Origin of the sequence: Lentzea cavernae (genome assembly GCF_014653695.1) — a bacterium.
GTDB lineage: Bacteria > Actinomycetota > Actinomycetes > Mycobacteriales > Pseudonocardiaceae > Lentzea > Lentzea cavernae.
In genome coordinates this window covers 413,579-430,629 of sequence record NZ_BNAR01000003.1, presented here as the reverse complement: position 1 = coordinate 430,629, position 17,051 = coordinate 413,579, and the positions used below count along the sequence as shown (strand labels likewise).

Annotated in this window: 15 protein-coding genes and 3 tRNA genes; 8 read left to right on the top strand and 10 right to left on the bottom strand. The window is 68.3% G+C overall.

The genetic code is table 11. From position 1 onward, the window contains the following. Positions 1-7 precede the first annotated feature (7 nt). Positions 8-718 carry a hypothetical protein gene (locus IE307_RS12195; protein WP_191298012.1) on the top strand — a complete coding sequence of 237 codons (711 nt, stop codon included), beginning with the start codon at positions 8-10 and terminating at the stop codon, positions 716-718. A 48-nt stretch (positions 719-766) separates the two neighbouring features. Here the strand turns inward: IE307_RS12195 and IE307_RS12190 are convergent. The 5 genes from IE307_RS12190 to IE307_RS12170 all read right to left on the bottom strand — a co-directional run bounded on the left by IE307_RS12190 (position 767) and on the right by IE307_RS12170 (position 2,199). Then, positions 767-840: transfer RNA gene (locus IE307_RS12190), tRNA-Phe, on the bottom strand. 14 nt (positions 841-854) lie between these two features. Then, positions 855-928, bottom strand: a tRNA-Asp gene (locus tag IE307_RS12185). A gap of 53 nt (positions 929-981) precedes the next feature. Beyond that, positions 982-1,054, bottom strand: a tRNA-Glu gene (locus IE307_RS12180). A gap of 149 nt (positions 1,055-1,203) precedes the next feature. Continuing rightward, on the bottom strand, positions 1,204-1,833 hold the full coding sequence (locus IE307_RS12175; protein WP_191298011.1) for a ScbR family autoregulator-binding transcription factor: 630 nt from the start codon (positions 1,831-1,833) through the stop codon (positions 1,204-1,206). A gap of 120 nt (positions 1,834-1,953) precedes the next feature. Continuing rightward, complete coding sequence (locus tag IE307_RS12170; protein ID WP_191298010.1) at positions 1,954-2,199, bottom strand: hypothetical protein; 246 nt, start codon at positions 2,197-2,199, stop codon at positions 1,954-1,956. Between the two features lie 154 nt (positions 2,200-2,353). On the opposite strand from IE307_RS12170, the gene IE307_RS12165 reads away from it, so the two are divergent. From IE307_RS12165 to IE307_RS12150, 4 genes are all read left to right on the top strand, one after another. Next, entirely contained in the window at positions 2,354-2,614 is a 261-nt protein-coding gene (locus tag IE307_RS12165; RefSeq protein WP_191298009.1) for a hypothetical protein, read from the top strand. A gap of 55 nt (positions 2,615-2,669) precedes the next feature. Then, positions 2,670-2,876, top strand: coding sequence for a heavy-metal-associated domain-containing protein (locus IE307_RS12160; RefSeq protein WP_191298008.1), 207 nt, complete (start codon positions 2,670-2,672; stop codon positions 2,874-2,876). Then, positions 2,876-5,059 (top strand): heavy metal translocating P-type ATPase, encoded by a 2,184-nt coding sequence (locus tag IE307_RS12155; protein ID WP_191298007.1) that lies wholly within the window; start codon positions 2,876-2,878, stop codon positions 5,057-5,059. Before IE307_RS12160 ends, IE307_RS12155 begins: the two co-directional genes overlap by 1 nt. 681 nt (positions 5,060-5,740) lie before the next feature. Then, on the top strand, positions 5,741-6,043 hold the full coding sequence (locus IE307_RS12150; RefSeq protein ID WP_191298006.1) for a hypothetical protein: 303 nt from the start codon (positions 5,741-5,743) through the stop codon (positions 6,041-6,043). 87 nt (positions 6,044-6,130) lie between these two features. On the opposite strand, the gene IE307_RS12145 is transcribed toward IE307_RS12150, so the two are convergent. Next, a complete protein-coding gene (locus IE307_RS12145; protein WP_030477903.1) occupies positions 6,131-6,334 on the bottom strand; it encodes a cold-shock protein in 204 nt (67 codons plus the stop codon). Positions 6,335-6,693: 359 nt separating this feature from the next. Here IE307_RS12145 and IE307_RS12140 point away from each other — a divergent pair, with 359 nt between their 5' ends. Continuing rightward, positions 6,694-7,818, top strand: a complete 1,125-nt coding sequence (locus IE307_RS12140; RefSeq protein WP_229904639.1) for a L,D-transpeptidase — start codon at positions 6,694-6,696, stop codon at positions 7,816-7,818. Between the two features lie 159 nt (positions 7,819-7,977). Here the strand turns inward: IE307_RS12140 and IE307_RS12135 are convergent, their stop codons facing one another. Both IE307_RS12135 and IE307_RS12130 read right to left on the bottom strand, forming a co-directional pair. Beyond that, positions 7,978-8,793, bottom strand: coding sequence for a glutamate ABC transporter substrate-binding protein (locus IE307_RS12135; protein ID WP_191298363.1), 816 nt, complete (start codon positions 8,791-8,793; stop codon positions 7,978-7,980). 82 nt (positions 8,794-8,875) lie between these two features. Continuing rightward, the gene (locus IE307_RS12130) at positions 8,876-9,724 is read right to left on the bottom strand and encodes an oxygenase MpaB family protein (protein WP_229904638.1); all 849 of its coding nucleotides are present in this window, start codon (positions 9,722-9,724) and stop codon (positions 8,876-8,878) included. On the opposite strand from IE307_RS12130, the gene IE307_RS12125 reads away from it, so the two are divergent. After that, positions 9,723-10,133: a PPOX class F420-dependent oxidoreductase gene (locus tag IE307_RS12125; RefSeq protein WP_191298005.1), complete on the top strand. Its 411-nt coding sequence runs from the start codon at positions 9,723-9,725 to the stop codon at positions 10,131-10,133. The two genes, IE307_RS12130 and IE307_RS12125, sit on opposite strands and share 2 nt — an antisense overlap. A gap of 87 nt (positions 10,134-10,220) precedes the next feature. Then, positions 10,221-10,715, top strand: a complete 495-nt coding sequence (locus IE307_RS12120) for a hypothetical protein (protein WP_191298004.1) — start codon at positions 10,221-10,223, stop codon at positions 10,713-10,715. On the opposite strand, the gene IE307_RS12115 is transcribed toward IE307_RS12120, so the two are convergent. Further along, positions 10,705-15,126: a DNA repair ATPase gene (locus IE307_RS12115; protein WP_191298003.1), complete on the bottom strand. Its 4,422-nt coding sequence runs from the start codon at positions 15,124-15,126 to the stop codon at positions 10,705-10,707. The two genes, IE307_RS12120 and IE307_RS12115, sit on opposite strands and share 11 nt — an antisense overlap. Then, entirely contained in the window at positions 15,123-17,048 is a 1,926-nt protein-coding gene (locus tag IE307_RS12110) for an SPFH domain-containing protein (protein WP_229904637.1), read from the bottom strand. Before IE307_RS12110 ends, IE307_RS12115 begins: the two co-directional genes overlap by 4 nt. Positions 17,049-17,051 lie beyond the last annotated feature (3 nt).

The following is a 17,051-nucleotide window of genomic DNA, read 5'->3' as shown; positions in this document are numbered from 1 at the left end:
TGAGGCCGTGAAGATCGAGACCGCCGAGCAGGGGGCTCCGGGCCGAGTCACCGAGGATCGGATCAGGGTGCTGCCGAACGCCGTCGTCGTGCTCGACGGCGTGACCTCCCGGACCAGACCGCCCGACCGCAACGGCGGTTGGTACGCGACGAAACTCGCCGACGAACTGGCGCGGCTGATCAACGACACCGACCCCCTGGCGGACCTGCTCGCCCTGGCCATCACGAATCTCGTGGCGGAGCACGGACTCGTGCCCCGCGACTCGCCCTCGGCCACCGCGTCGATCGTGCGCTGGAACGAGACCGCGATCGAGGCGCTCGTCCTGTGCGACACCCCGGTCGTCGCGTTCGGACAGTCCACTCGGGTGCTCGAGGACACCAGGCTCGAAGACCTCCGGCCCGACCCGGACGTCCTCAGGTGGACCAACAGGCCCGGCGGGTACTGGGTCGCGGAGGCCGATCCGGCCGCGGCACACCAGGCCCTGACCGCGACCTGGCCGCGCGACGAGGTCACGGATGTGATCGCTCTCACAGACGGTGTCTCGTGCGGCGTGCTCGAGTACGGACTCTTCGCTTGGGAAGACCTGAGGCAATTGCCGTTGGGCGAAGTGCTCGACCGGATCCGCGAAGCAGAACGCGGTGATTCGGAACACCGGCGCTGGCCCCGGTACAAAACGCACGACGATCAGGCAATCGCGCGAATCAACTTCACCGCATAACGAAAGAAGCCCCGCAGCACGCGCTGTGGGGCTTCTTTCGAAGAAGTATGGCCAGGGGCGGGGTCGAACCGCCGACCTACCGCTTTTCAGGCGGTCGCTCGTACCAACTGAGCTACCTGGCCATGAGAGAGAAAAGCGACCCAGACGGGACTCGAACCCGCGACCTTCGCCGTGACAGGGCGACGCGCTAACCAACTGCGCCACTGGGCCTTGCTTGTTGCTGGTCTTACCGTATCGCACGAACTGTACTGCATGTTACTGCGTGCCCCCAACGGGATTCGAACCCGCGCGACCGCCTTGAAAGGGCGGGATCCTAGGCCGCTAGATGATGGGGACTAGCTGGTCTCTGGAAGCATCGTAAGCATATGCCATAGGTCCGCGCACCTCCAAAACGGGGGGCCGACTTATGCGTTGACCTGCTCAAACCCGCTTCTGAGACCGATCGACCAGATCAACAAATGCCTGTTCAGGGCCTCCCGGGCCCTTCACGGCACTTCAGACGCAGTTTGTGATCCAGACAACTCCCAGCCGGGAGAGGCGACGCAGGGCAGCACGTGCCCCAGGACCTCGCGGATCCGGTCGGGGAAGTCGGCGCACGCCGTCGTCGCGGAGGAGATCAACCGCGAACCGAGGGCCGCGCCGCACAACGTCCGCGCGACGGCTTCCGGATCGACGCCGGGACGGAGGTCCCCGCGCTCGGCCGCCTCGGCCAGGTGGACCGCGACGAGCTTCTCCCACATGACGTGCGCGCTCGGGACTCCCGGATAGCCGACCTCGCGGTCGGCGTTGAGCCGCACGCCGGCGCGCAGCACGACGTCGGTGGCGATCCGGTCGGCCGACTCGGCGAACATGCCGTGCAGGGCGCTCAGCGGGTCGAGGCCGCGCAGCCGCCACGACTCCTTCATCCGCGCCCACAGGTCGCTCTGCCGCTCGACCAGGGCGTCCGCGACCGCTTCCTTGGAGGGGAAGTGGAAGTAGAACGCGCCCTTGGTCAGTCCGGCGCGGGCGAGCACTGCGGTCAGCGACGTGCGCTCGTAACCGAGCCGGTCGAACTCCTCCGCCGCGGCGTGGAGTATCGCCTCTCGTGTCGCGTACGCCCGGTCCTGCTGGGGCATGGGCCAAGGTTAGCCGTTGCCGCTAAAGAGACCCGTGGGTATGTTTTGGCGTGCGGCCCTGTTCTGCAGACGCGCTCCGGGGGGTGCGCGCCTGGAGTCAGGGCCGCTTTCGCGAACGCATCACCGTTGCACCGGTGGCGCCCCGCCGTCGTCGCCCGGCGAGAGCCCGAGCATGTCCAGCAACGTCCTGCAGTCCTCGGCGCCCAGGGCACCCCGCGCGACGGCGAGCCTCGCCCGGTGGACCTGATCGTCGGAGATCCGCGAGGGTTCTCCGCTGCGCTGGGCCGGCACGCTCGGCCCGCCCTGCCGCGACATGCCGTCGTCCTGTGTGAACAGGAACTTCCGCACTTCCAGTGACCCGCTCATGAGCACCCTCCCCGACTTGAGGTTGGCGCGAGGCTAAGCGACCTGGGACAACGGCCGCAGCCCCCCGCAGAGTGATTCCACCGCCACCCAGCGTTACTTTCCGTACAGGTGCGGCGTGTGCCTCGTGGAGAACCGACCAGGGGATGATGGACGCATGACCGACCCCACGCCGGAGCCTTCCCCCGAAGCAGAGGGCCAAAACGCGTCCCAGATACCACCTCAGGTCGATCAGGAGGCGATCTTCAAGGCCATGAGCGGCATCGACGTGAACACCATCGACGCCGACATCGAGTCCGCGTTCGGCGCGAGGCTGGCCGAACTCGACAAGATGCTCGAGGGCCTCGACGACCTGGTCAACAAGATCGAGGGGGACATCCAGAACCTGGACCAGCCCAAACCCGGGAGTCCTGAGTAGATCAGTTACCCCAGGGGGGTATAGACTCGGAGCCCCGTACAGAGAAAGGGCTCTCATGTCCGTCACTGCCACCTACACCGTCACCGGCATGACCTGCGGCCACTGCGTCAGCTCCGTCACCGAGGAGCTGACCGAGGTCTCCGGCGTCACGGGCGTCGACGTCGTCCTCGAGACCGGCGCCGTGACCGTCACCAGCGACCGCGAACTCGGCCGTGACGAGGTCGTCGCCGCCGTGACCGAGGCCGGGTACGTGGTCGCCTGATGACCACCACCGAGCCTCGTCACGTCGAGCTCAGCATCAGCGGCATGACGTGCGCTTCCTGTGCGAACCGCATCGAACGCAAGCTGAACAAGCTCGACGGCGTGTCCGCCACCGTGAACTACGCGACCGAGAAGGCCAGCGTTCAGTTCCCGGACGACCTGCAGGTGGGCGACCTCGTGTCGACCGTGCGGGCGGCGGGCTACGACGCGGAGGAGCCCCAGCCGGAGGCTCCCGAGTTCGACGAGGCCGGTGAGCTGGGACTGAGGGTGTCGCTCGCCGCGGTGTTCGGCGTGCCGGTGATCGTGTTCTCGATGGTCCCGGCGTGGCAGTTCCCCACCTGGCAGTGGATCGCGATGGTGCTGGCGAGCATGGTCGTGCTGGTGTGCGGATGGCCGTTCCACCGCGCCGCCCTCGTGAACGCGCGGCACGGCGCCACCACCATGGACACCCTCGTCTCGATGGGCGTCACGGTCTCGTACCTGTGGTCGCTCTACGCGTTGTTCTTCGGCGAGGCCGGCGTGATCGGCATGCGGCACGAGTTCAGCCTGATGCCGCGCCCCACCACCTCCGGCGACATCTACCTCGAGGTCGCGGTCGGCGTGACCGTGTTCGTGCTGCTCGGGCGCTGGCTGGAGGCCCGTTCGAAGCGCAGCGCGGGCGCGGCCCTGCGGTCTTTGCTCGCGCTCGGCGCCAAGGACGTGGCGGTGCTGCGCGACGGCGTGGAGACCCGAGTGCCGGTCGGGCGGCTGGAGGTCGGTTCGCGGTTCGTGGTCCGTCCGGGTGAGCGCATCGCCACCGATGGCGTAGTGGTCGAGGGCAGTTCGGCCGTGGACCGCTCGATGGTCACCGGAGAATCCGTGCCGGTCGAGGTCGGCGAGGGCTCCGCGGTCGTCGGTGGCACGGTCAACGCGGGCGGGCGGCTCGTCGTCGAGGCCTCCTCGGTCGGCGCGGACACGCAGCTCGCGCGGATGGCCAAGCTGGTCGAGCAGGCCCAGGCGGGCAAGGCCGAGGTGCAGCGCCTCGCGGACCGCGTGTCCGCCGTCTTCGTCCCGGTCGTCGTGCTGATCGCGCTGGCGTCGTTCGGCGCCTGGCTGCTCGCCGGCCGGCCCCTGGAGTTCGCGGTGACGACGGCCGTGGCCGTTCTCGTGATCGCCTGCCCCTGCGCCCTCGGCCTCGCGACGCCGACGGCGCTGCTCGTGGGCACCGGCCGCGGCGCGCAGATCGGGATCCTGGTGAAGGGCCCCGAGGTGCTCGAGTCGACGCGGCGCGTGGACACCGTCGTGCTCGACAAGACCGGCACCGTCACCACCGGACGGCTGACCGTGGTCGACGTGGTCCCGTCCGCCGACGTCCCCCGCGACGAGGTGCTGCGGTTCGCGGCGGCCGTCGAGAACGCGTCCGAACACCCCATCGGCGCGGCGATCGTGCGCGCCGCCGACGACGTGATGCCCGTGTCCGGCTTCGTGTCGACGGACGGCGTGGGCGTCAGCGGTGTGGTCGAGGGCCGCCGGGTGGCCGTCGGCCGCGTGCGCGACGTCCCGCTCCCCGAGGACCTGACCGAGGCCCTGGCCTCCCACACAACTCGGACTGTTGTCGCGGTTTCCTTTGATGACAAGGTTGTCGGCCTCATTGCCGTGTCGGACGTCGTCAAACCCACGTCCGCACAAGCGATTCGGGAACTGAAGGAACTCGGTTTGCGCCCGGTCCTGCTGACCGGCGACAACGCCACCGTCGCCGCCTCCGTGGCCGCGGAAGTGGGAATCGACGAGGTCATCGCCGACGTCCTGCCCGCCGGCAAAGTCGCCGCCATCCGGAATCTCCAGGCACAGGGCCGAGTTGTGGCCATGGTCGGCGACGGCGTCAACGACGCCCCCGCCCTCGCCGCCGCGGATCTGGGGCTGGCCATGGGAACCGGCACCGACGTGGCGATCGAGGCGAGCGACCTCACCCTCGTGCGCGGCGACCTCCGCGTCACGGCAGACGCCATTCGGTTGTCCCGCAAGACGTTGGGCACCATCAAGGGCAACCTCTTCTGGGCCTTCGCCTACAACGTCGCTGGACTCCCGCTCGCGGCCCTCGGGTTGCTCAACCCCATGATCGCCGGGGCCGCCATGGCCTTCAGCAGCGTGTTCGTTGTTACCAACAGCTTGCGACTACGGGGTTTCCGTCCATCGGCCGCATAAGAATCTCGCGGCGAACACTCCCCAACGAGCGCGTGCGCGTGCAACAATCCAAAAGCTGACACACCCCCGGTCAGCGCCTGTGGAGATCCCCTCCGGCCCCCGCGTTCCTCCCCCTGGCGCGGGGGCCTCCTCCGCTCTCGCGACGGCTGCTCGGGCTTCGCCCTTCGCCGCCGTCGGGAGTCGGAGTGTTCTTCTGGGGGCCGAGCCCCCAGACCCCCGGCCGGGGGCAAGCCCCCGGACCCCCGTCGTAGGTTTCCCGATTCGGTGTGGTGCCGGTGCGCGGGGCCGTCGGGTGCGGTTGGGCCTTGGGGGTTGCTCGGCTTCGCCTTCGCCATTGCGGCGGCATCGCCCACGTGTGCCGCGCCTCCGCGTGGACCCGCCTACGCCTCCCGCCTCACCCACACCGCGCCTCGCTCTCAGCCGCGCTACTCCCTGCGGCGTCTCACTACCTCAGACAGCCGCACTCCTCCCTCGCGTACCCAACCTCACTGCCTTCTCGGCTGCCCACCACCCACCTACCCCTCGCCTCCCTCTCGGCTGCACACCCGCGCACCCCGCCTCCTTCTCGGCTGCACAGCCGGCGGTGGCGGGAGATCCACTGTGGGTAGCAGCCATTTACACCTTGGGGTGACCCGGCTCACAGGGGTTTGGGTTCTGTGATCTGGCCGTTATCGTGTTGCGGTGCCTATCGGATCCCTCGGACGCTCCAAGTCCGGCCGTCACCGTCCCGCGGACGAACCGCAGGTCGTGACGTCGCCCGACGAGGAGCTGACCTCATACCTGGCTGCCCTGGCCCCGGACTCGGACAACGAGACCACCGCGTCGGGCTTCGGCAGCGCGCAGGTGTACCAGCTGAGGCTGCAGCTCATGGCCAACGAGCAGCTCAAGGAGCTCGCCGCCGAGCGCCAGACCTCCCCGCAGGCTCTTGCCACGGAGTGGGTCATGCAGCGCCTGGAGTGGGAAGCGCGTCAGCGCGGCCACTAGACCCAGCGAAACGAAGGAGGACCCTCGACCGAGCCCGGTCGAGGGTCCTTCTCACGTACGACTCGAATTGCGGCTTGTTGCAGACTTTCAGACCGCGCGGACGTTCTGGGCCTGCGGACCCTTGGTGCCCTGGCCGACCTCGAACTCCACTCGCTGGTTCTCCTCCAGAGTGCGGAAACCCTGACCCTGGATCTCCGAGTAGTGGACGAAGACGTCAGCGCCGCCGTTGTCCTGGGCGATGAAGCCGAAGCCCTTTTCGGAGTTGAACCACTTGACAGTGCCCTGTGCCATGTACCTGCCTCCATCGCAGGAAAGCTTGGGGCTGCACCGTGCAACCCCGGCCGTCCCGGGGGCGTTAGGCAAACTCGCTTAGAGCGCACCGCACGCCCGCGTGTCGTTCCGCGAGCGTGTGAAGCACGAACACAGAAACCACGGCCTGCGCGGGTCAGCCTAACGTGTGATTGGTCATAGCACTACAGGTCATTACCGGCCAGTTCGGTGCCTCAATAGGGGGAAAGCCGCTGGTCCGGGTGGGTGATCGCAAATTGCCGAGCAACGTGCTCAGGCCCCACGCGTCTTCATCAACATCAGACGAGGGGATCTTGGGGGAGCACGTGTTCAGGCCACTGGTTTTGGCTTTGCTGCTGGGTTTGACCGCCTGCAGCGCCGCGCCCGACGCACCGTCGTCGCCTTCTGCTCCGGCTGCGGAGCAGAAGGCGAAGGCGGCACTGACGGTGACGCCCGCATCGGGTGAGGGCGTCAGCCCGGCGGGTCCGTTCGAGGTGGGTGTGACCGGGGGGTCGCTCACGGCCGTCGCGCTGACCGGTGCGGACGGCAAGGTCGTCAAGGGGGAGCTGACGGCCGGGAAGTGGGTCGCCACCGAGGACCTGGGCTACGACAAGGTCTACAACTGGTCGGGCTCGGCCAAGGGCGAGGACGGCGCGGAGGTCCCGGTCGCCGGCTCGTTCCGCACGGTCAAGCCGCAGCGGCTCGTCAACGCGTCGCTGAACGTCGGCGACCACGAGACCTACGGCATCGCGATGCCGATCAGGGTCAAGTTCTCCGCACCCGTGCAGGACAAGGCATCGGCGCAGAAGGCCATGACCGTCACGACGTCCGTGCCGACCGAGGGCGCGTGGGCGTGGCTGTCCGACAACGAGGCGCACTGGCGTCCGCGCGAGTACTGGAAGCCCGGCACCGACGTCACCGTCGACGCGGGTGTCTACGGCGTGCCGCTGGGGGGCGGCGCGTTCGGCGCGGACGACGTGCACGTGCAGTTCAAGATCGCCGACAGGGCGTTGGTGACGAAGGCGAACACGCAGACCAAGCGGTTCGAGATCTACCGCGACGGCGTGCTGCTGCACGACCTCCCGGCGTCGTACGGGATGGAGTCGGACCCGCGCAGGGTGACCCGGTCCGGCATCCACGTGGTGCAGCAGAAGGAAGCCTCGCGGAGGATGAAGAGCTCCGTGTTCGACTACGACGTCCCGGTCACCTGGGCGGTGCTGATCTCCCAGAACGGCGAGTTCGTGCACGAGAACAACGGCACGATCCCCCAGCAGGGCAAGGAGAACGTGTCGCACGGGTGCGCGAACCTGTCCGGCCCGAACGCCAAGATCTTCTTCGACCTGACGATGGTCGGCGACCCGGTCGAGGTCGTGGGCTCCACGGTGCAGCTCGGCCAGGCCGACCCGAACGGGCCGGCTCCCGGTGACTACTGGCAGTGGACGCTCGACTGGGCGGCCTGGACCGCCAAGTCCGCCGCGACGAACTAGTGGTGTGGCGCAGAACGTTGCCGGGGAAATTCGCGGTCAGACGGGTGCATCACGGTGCCGCCCCCACGTCCTCGTACTGGTTGTACGGGGGCGTGGGGGCGGTGCCGTGAGGCGCCCTGCTGAGCGTGAATTACCTCGCCAACGTTCTGCGACGCGCCACTAGCTCTTCTCGGTGATCTGGGGTGGCTGCGGGATCTCGTAACCCGACGGACCGACGTTGCGTTCGAGGGCCCGCTTCCACTCACCGCTCGAAATCATCTTCTCGATGGCCTCGTTGACGGCGTCACGGGACTCGGCGTCGCCCTTCGGCACGCCGATGCCGTAGCGCTCCTTGGAGAACGTCTTGCCGACGAGCTTGAGCAGCTCGGGGTTCTCCGCGGCGAACCCGGCGAGGATGACCTCGTCGGTCGTGACGGCGTCGACGTTGCCCGCCATGAGAGCGATCACGCAGTCGGAGTACTGGCCGTACTCCTCGAGCGTCACGTTCTTGGAGTAGTCCGTCTTCACCTTCTGCGCGGACGTGGAACCCTTGACGGAGCACAACGTGCGGCCGTTCAGGGACTCCGGCCCCTGGATGGCCGTCTCGGTGAAGCGCACCAGGACGCCCTGGCCCGTCTCGAAGTACGGGCCGGCGAAGGCCACCTTCTCCTTGCGGGCGTCGGTGATCGAGTACGAGGCGATGATCAGGTCGGCCTCGCGGTTCTCCAGCATCGACTCGCGGGCGGCGCCGCGCGCCTCCTTGAAGGTGATGCCGCTTTCCTTCACACCGAGCTCGTTCGCCACGTACTTGGCGACGTCCACGTCGAAGCCGACGAAGCGGCCGTCGAGGCGGCGCTCGCTCAGGCCCGGCTGGTCGTAGCGGATGCCGATGGTCAGCTTCCCCGAGTCGGCACGTCCGATGACTGTGTTGGTGTCACCGCTCCCACAGGCGGTGGCGAACACCGCAACGGCAGTCAGGAGCGCGGCACGACGGATCACGACAAGCCTTCCGGGGGTGGTCTGGAGTCGTGAGCAATGCTACGGACCTGCGGCGATGATCGACTGTGACGTATGACAACTAGGGCAGTCTCGCTTTGCTGGGCGTCACATGCTTGCCGTGCCGTTCGATCGCGCGCTTCAGGTGGCCGGGAGGAGCGAGTCTCCTGATCTTGCCCGGCACCAAAAGCGCAGTTCGGCGCATCATTCGCAGCCAGAGGTCAGCACGGGCGTAAGCCGGGCGGCCGTGCAGCTCCAGGGCCCAATCGGGCAACACCGAGTACGCCAGGTGGCCCACGAGAACCCGGTACACCGGGAGGCCGTGGCGGACGAAACCTCGCACCGGTGGGCCGTGCAAGAAGGTGTAGATCACATCCGAATCGGTCGTTCGACGCAAAACGGGACGCATCCGGTCCAGATAATCGGCCATCTGGCGCCGTGATCCCGGTACTTCATCCGGGTGCAATCCGACCAAACCCGCCGCGAAGCGCTGCTCTTCGTAGTAACGGTCCTTCTGGCGGTCCGTCAGGCCGTACCCCGCTCGGTTGAGAACTGTTTCGAAGCTGTAAACCTCCGAGCAATGCACCCACAGCAGCAGCTCGGGCTCGTCGACGCGGAACGATCTGCCGTCCACCACGCCACGCAGGCTGCGGTGGGTGGCGCGCACCCTTGCCGAGGCGGTGGCGATCTCCTCGTCGGTGCCGTAGACGCCGAGGCCGACGAAGTCCGCCGTGCGCTTGAGCCTGCCGAGCGGATCGGCCTGGAAGTTGGAGTTCTGCACGACACCCGCGACCGCCTTGGGGTGCAGTGCCTGCAGGTAGAGGCTCGCGATCCCGGCGATCCACATCGTCGGGTCCGCGTGCATCTGCCAGCTGACGGAGTTCGGATCGGGCATGCGGACATCGTCCCGCCTCGCCAGGATGAAGACCATGGACCTGGACCAGGCACGGGAAGTGCTCCGCAGCCAGCACCGCGCGGTGTTCTGCGCATTGAAGTCCGACGGCACGCCGTCGATGTCGCCGGTGCTCGCCGCGTTGGACGACAACGGTGACGTGCTCGTTTCCACACGGGCGACGGCGTACAAGACGAAGCAGGTGCAGCGCGATCCGCACGTGTCGCTGTGCGTGCTGCCGGACAGCTTCTTCGGGCGCTGGATACAGATCAACGGAACGGCGACGGTCGTGCCGTTGCCCGACGCGATGGACCTGCTGGTGAAGTACTACCGCACGATCTCCGGCGAGCACTCCGACTGGAACGACTACCGGGCCGCCATGCAACGTGAACAGCGCGTGATCCTGCGCATCTCGTTGATCAGCGCAGGCCCCGACAAGACAGGCTGATCCGCCGCTCGGTAACACCGTTAGCGGGCACAACGATTCCACGGGGACGGCGGCTACCGGGCAGGCGGAACCTGGGGAGCGGAAGCGATGACGGGTGTCAGACGCCGCGGCTACTTCTCAGCCGCGGCCGCGGTGATGGGCGCTGCCCTGATCGCGGGTTTGTTGTCGGCACCCGACAAGCCCGTCGACATCCGCCTGGTCGCTCCGCCGCCTCTACCTCCCGAGGTCATCACCGCGACCGCGACGACCACGATCTCCGCCATCGGTGACATGAGGCCGCCGCCTCCACCCCCTCCGCCGCCACCGCCTCCCGGTGCCGACCCGCCTCCCCGGCACCGGCCCGACCACCGGCCGCCGCCCCCACCGGGGCATCTGCCTCCCGGGCAGTCCAAGCCCAACCTGCTGGACATGCTGCGCTGCGACTCGAGCCTCCTCGGTGAGGAACTCGAGCGCTGCCTGCGGCTGCCGCTCGACGACGCGTTCTGCGACCTCCTCAAGCGGTACGAGCTCAAGCCCGCCGACCTGCGCGGTCCGGACGGCAGGCCGGTCCAGGTGAACTGCGAGAAGGCGGCTAGGCCTTGAGCTCCCGCAGCTTCGCGAGGTTCGCCTCCGCCAGCGAGCCGAGGAGCTGGGCCTCGCCGAGGTAGTGGTCGTCGATCAACGCCTCGACCTCGGCGTCGTTCATCGCCGGCACGATCCGCGCCGCCATCCTGTTCATGTTGCGATAGCTGCCCTGCAACAGGAACGGCTGCTCGGACGGATCCGCCGCGGAGGCGATGTAGGCCTGGTTGACCTTGAGCACGACCTGCTGGATCCGTTGCAGCTTGCGGACCACCGACAGCATGCGTTCGAGCTCGACGGCCTCGTGGTCGTGCCGGACGCTCTCGCCCTTCGCCAGGCGCACCAACGGTTCCACGTCGGCGCCGCCCAGGGTCGGGTTCGAACCGGACGCGTTCTCCAGGTAGCTCAACGCGAACAGGGCGTCGCGGCCGGACAGCACGTCGCCGAGGTTCCACACGTCCGCGCGGTTCGCGAGCATGTCCGGGACGCGGAACGCGCGACCGGTCTCGGTGTACGGGTTTCCGGCCATCGACACGGCGAAGCGCTTGCCCCGCAGGTCGAACGTCTGCGGCTCGCCGTCCCAGACGCCGTCGATCCGCCGTTGGGCGTCGCACAGCGAGATGAACTTCTGCAGCAGCTCCGGTGAGGTGTGCTGGATGTCGTCGAGGTGCAGCAGGACGTTGCTGCCCAAGGCGAACGCGAAGTTGATGCGCTCGACCTCCTGCCGTGCGGTGGCGTTCGGCGCCTCCTCCGGGTCGAGCGAGGTGACGCCGGTGCCCAGCGCCGGCCCGTTGACCTTGACGAACACCATGCCCAGCCGGTTCGCGACGTACTCGATGAGCGTCGTCTTGCCGTAACCGGGCGGGGAGATCAGCATCAGCAGGCCGGTGCCGTCGTTGAGCTGTTTGGAGAGGTTGTCACCGATCAGCGGCAGGTAGACTTCGTTGAGCAACCTGTTGCGCACGAACGTGTTCAGCACCGCGGGCTGGTAGTCGTCGAGCCGGAGCCTGCGGCGTTCCCCTGCCAGCAGCTCGTCCCGCCGGCGCTGGTAGGCGCGGAAGGCGGGCACCTGTTCGGTGGTGAAGGTCCTGAGCCTCGTCAGGGTCTCGTCCAGGCGCAGGTCCATCGACTGGTCGTGCACGCGGGGGTGCGTGCCGAGCAGGCCGGTGACGGTCTCGGTCAGCGACGCGCTGGAGTCGTAGCGCGGCAGGTCGGTGAGCAGGACGGCGACGACCTCGGGGAACTCCGGGCAGTCCTCATCCTTCAGGAACGCCCGCAGCCACGCCTCGATCAGGTCGCGGTCGTGCAGTTCCTCGGTCACGACCGCGCGGAACCTGTCGATCACCGCGCGGGCGGCCTTGCTGGTGACGAACCCCCGTGGCTCGCAGGCGAGTTCCTCGAACAGGTACTCGGCAGCCAGGTCGTCTCCGAGGCCGAACTGCGCGCAGAGCTCGGGAATCCCGTGCGTGCCGCCGAAGATCGCGCGGGCCCTGGCCAGCGACTCGGCCTTGCGCGTCCACACCGCCCGGTCGTCCTCGCGTTGCCCAGACCAGAAGACCTGCGCCCGCGCACGGGCCGCCGGCGGGTACCTGAGCAGTCCGGCGCCGGCGTGGAGTCGTTGCAGGACAGCGAGGATCTTCTCGGCGTCGTGGTCGTGGACGCCCTTCTCGTAGCCCTCGTCGTAGCGTTCCGCGGCGGCGTTCACGACGTCGGTGCGGCCCTCGGCCAGCAGGCATCCCGCCAGGTGTTCGGACCGGTAGACGTCCTGCGTCTCCGAGACTAGGAGCTGGTCCCAGAACCCCTTGGTGCTCGCGAACTCCGCGTCGGTGACCTCGCTGCGGTAGTCGGTGCCGGTCACGGCGTAGAACAGCCGGCCTTCGCGCGGGACCAGGGTGAGGTTCATCGGCTCGCTCGTCACCGGGAAGCGGTGGCGACCGAGCACGATCGACGCGCCGTCGTACAGATCGGCGCGGTCGCGCAGTGCCCGGCCGCCCTCCTGCCGGGCGTCGCGCAGACTCGCGCCGAGCTCGTCGGCCCTGACGTCACCGAGTTCCCTGAGCTGCTCGGCGACCGTGCGGACCTTGGCGACCATCGGGTCGCCGGCGAAGTACGTGTTGATCTCGTCGGTCGAGGTCAGCTTGCCGACGCGGCGGCGGATCGTGCCGAGCACGCGTTCCGCCGACGTCACGAGCCGGTCGGCCCTGCGGGCGCGTTCGTCGAGCAACGTCTGCTTGCGGGCGGAGAAGGCCTCGTAGACGTCCGTGCGCTTGGCGCCGACCTGGGCGAGGAAGTCGTCGAACTCGCCGAAGCGCGACTCCAGGTTCTCCAGCTGCAGCAACAACCTGCCGAGCTGGTCGTCGCACCGCTGCGGGGTGTCCGCGACCGACAGAGCGCCGGTGATGGCCTGGCCGAGCAGCGCGAACTCCGCCGCGAACTCGGCGCGGCCCTCGGCGTTCGCGAGCTGGGCGCGGCGACCGTCCACAGTGGCCCGGGCGCGGTTGACGGCGGCGAGAACCTCGCCGATGCTCGCGAGGATCTGCGTGCGGGTCGTCGTGTCGGCGGCGTCGAGCGTGCTGACGACCTCGGTCAGCACCTCCAGGCCGGCCTGCTGCTGCGCGAGGCGTTCGCGCAGCGGCTTCGCCTCGGCGGCGGTCTTCAGTTCCGCGGCGGCGATCCCGTCGATTTCCTCGTGGTACTGCGCGAACGCGTTCTCACCGCTGAGGAAGGCGACAGCGCGGCGCGCCGACGCACCGAGTTCCTCGACCAGTTCGGCCTCGCGGCGGTCGATCTCCTCGAGGTCGACGTACTTCAGGTCCTTGAGGGTGATCAGGCGGCCCTGGGCGGACCTCAGGTCGGCCAGCAGCCGCACCCACTCGTCGGCGCTCCTCGGTGCGGCCGAGCGGGCGAGCCTGACCAGCGACGCCAGCTTCTCCGCGGCCTCGTGGAGCTGCCCGGCGGCGTGGTCGGTGAGCGTGCGGACGGCCTCGAACTCGTCGAGCACCTGCTCGGCCGTGGCCCTGACGGCCTGGACGTCCTGCTTCAGCCCGAGCTCGTCGAGCCAGAACACGCCGTCGATCACCCTGGTGCACAGGGCGATCAGGCCCTCGAACACCGGCGCGCTCGGCGTCATCTCGGCGCTCATCCTGGTGATGGACAGGCAGTCCGAGATGCCGCGGACGAGTTCGGCGTTGCCGATGCGGGCGAGCGGGCCCTCCTGGTCCGCCAGCTCCTCGTCGGCCATGAACGGCGTGCGCCAGACCTGCATCGGGTGCACGCGCACCGGTTCGGAGCTGGTCTCGCGGAAGACGACCAGCGTGCCGTCGGCGAACAGCGAGTAGCCGTGGCAGGTGATCGGCGTCGCGACTTCCTTGCGGATCACGTTGTAGGGCAGCAGGAGGCTGCGGCCCTCGCGGCGGGCGTGGAAGACGTACAACACGTCCTCGCCGTTCGCGGAGCGGATGACCCGCTCGAACTCCAGCTCGTCGGTGTCGACGTCGAACGTCTTGTCCGCGCCGGTGACCAGGTAGTAGCCGCCGGGGAAGATGATCCCCTGGTCCTCGGGGAGCCGCTGGCAGGCCTGGCCGATGCCGTCGAGCCTGGTGACGACCTTGGTGCGGGTGTTGAACACCAGGTGCCGCCACGCCGTCTCCTTGTACGGCAGGATCTTGAGGAGGATCAGCGGGCCGACGCGGGCGTAGTGGACCTCGGCGTCCGCGAGGCTCTGCAACGGCTCGTCGACGGGCTCGGAGTAGACGCCCTCGCCCGTCTCGGTGTTGTCCTCGACCTTGACGGTGAGCGTGCCGCCGACCGTCTCGACGAAGACCTCGTTGTCGATCGCGATGTGCGGGTGCCGGCCGAGCACGTGCTGCTCGCGGGTCGTCTCGACCCACGTGAAGTCGTGCGCGGGCGGGAAGACGTGGTCGCGGTCGCCCCGGTTGTCGACGTACGTGACGGTGCCGTCGACCTTGACGTCCCAGCGCAGGACGCGGATGTCCTCGATCCGTGCGCCCGTCTGGAACACCGCGAGGAGCCGTGACTCGACGATGCGCAGCTGGAGCAGTCGCGTCTCGCGGTAGTACCGGTACAGCTCGGCGAAGTCGTTGCGGAACCTCGGGTCCCGCAGGAACTCCGCCTCGACCGTGGCGAAGTCCCTGCCGTGCGCCGCGAAGACGTCGCTGACCGCGGTCTCGGGCTTGAGGCCCATGAAGACGTTGTAGCCGAACAGCATCACGTCACCGAGCGCCACGATGTCGCGCGGCACGCAGTTGTTCTCGGTGCGGATGCGTTCGGTGGCGACGAGTTCGAGGGCCGTGCTGCCGAACGTCTCGACGCGCTGGTCGTTCAGCGCCTCCGTGCTCCTCGCGAGCCCGGCCGCTTGGTCGGCCAGCCGGGCTCGCAGCACCTCGTAGGTGCCCGCGTCGAGAGCTGTCATGCGTTCTGGCCGTTGTTCTTGGCCATCTGGGTCAGTGCGATCGCCGCGGCGATGTTCTGCGCGTCACCCGTGGTGAAGGAGCTGAGGATCTTGGTCAGGTCCTCGGGGAAGCTCGCCGAGCCGTCCATCCACTTCGAGCCCAGCGCCTGCACGACGTCCGAGCCGCCGACGAAGCCGTCGACCTGCTTGCCCGCGGTGATCGAGCTCGCGATCCGGTCGAAGAACATCGTGTCGCCACCGATGATGTCGATGTCGGCCTTCTCCAGGCCGGCCGCGAGGACCATGGCCTGGGCCTCGGCGATCTCGCGCTGCACGTCGATGCCCCGCAGCCGGATCTCCTTCTCCGCCTCGAGACGCAGGCGGTACTCCTCGTGCTCGCGGGTCGCGGTGTCGAGAGCGGCCATCGCCTCCGCCTTGTGCGACAGCCCTTCCGCCTCGCCCTTGAGCCGTTCCTTGATGCCCACGGCGTCGGCCAGCGCCTTCTCGCGGTCGACGATCGCCTCGGCGCGGCCGAGTGCCTCGGACGCCGCGGCGTCGCGTTCCTTGACCAGCGCGTCCGCCAGGCCCTTCGCGGCGGCCTCGGCCTGTGCGCCCTCGGCGAGACGGATCTTGGCGCGGGTGTCCAGTTCGGCAGCCTTGTTGCGCGCCTCGGCGAGCACGACCTCTTCCCGTGCCTTGTGCTGCGCCGACTGCTCGGCGGCCTCGGCGGCCTTGATGTCCTTGACCAGCGACTCCTGCGCCTCGGCCTCGGCGCGGATGATGATCTGCTGGCGCTCGCGCTCGGCTTCCTCCACCGCGCGCAGCTTCTTGATGTTCTCCTCCTGCTCGGCCACCGTCTTCTCGACGGCGACGCGCTCGCGCACCAGGTCGGCGATCGCGCGGCGCTCGTGCTCGAGCTCCTTGTCCTTCTCGATCATGCGCAGCGACGTCTCGCGTTCGCGGGCGATGACCTCGAGCAGGCGGTCCTTCTCGATGCGCTCGGTCTCGACGGCGATCACGCGCTCGCGGTTCTTCTCGGCGACGGCGATCTCGCGGGCCTTGTTCTCGGTCTGGATGCCGAGCTGCTCCTCGGTGCGGATGAACGCGGTGTTGGCCTTGAGGCGCTCCTCGGCCTGCACCTTCTGCGTCTCCGCCTCCTGCTGCGCGCGGGCGGTCTCGATCTCGCGCTTCTGCTTGATCTCCGCGTCGGCCTGGCGCCGTTCGAGCTCGAGGATCGCCTCACGCGCGCTGACGTTCTGGCGCGTGATCTCCTTCTCCTCGTTGCGGGTGAACTCGTTGGTCTTGACGTGCTCGATCGCGGTCAGCTCGGTGATCTTGCGGATGCCCTGCGCGTCCAGGATGTTCGCCGGGTCGAGCTGCTTGAGCGGCGTCTGCTCCAGGTAGTCGATGGCAGCGTCCTCGAGGCTGTAGCCGTTGAGGTCGGTGCCGATGACCTGGACGATCCGGTCGCGGAACTCGTCGCGGTGGGTGTAGAGGTCGACGAAGTCGAGCTGCTTGCCGACGGTCTTGAGCGCCTCGGAGAACTTGGCGTTGAACAGCTCCTGCAGCGTCTGCTCGTGGCTCGCGCGCTCGGTGCCGATCGCCTGCGCCACCTTGATGACGTCCTCGACGGTCTTGTTGACCCGCACGAAGAACGTGATGCGGATGTCCGCGCGGATGTTGTCCTTGCAGATCAGGCCCTCGTTGCCCGCCCTGCGGATCTCGATGGTCTTCACCGAGATGTCCATCGTCTCGCACCGGTGCAGCACCGGGAGCACGACGGTGCCCGTGAAGGTCACGTCGACCTTGCGCATCTTCGAGACGATCAGCGCCTTGCCCTGCTCGCACTTCTTGAAGAGTCTGCTCAGCGTGATCAACGCCAAGATCAGCACGAACGCGCTCACGGCGATCAGAACGATCAGCCCTGTAGAGATCGCACCCATGTA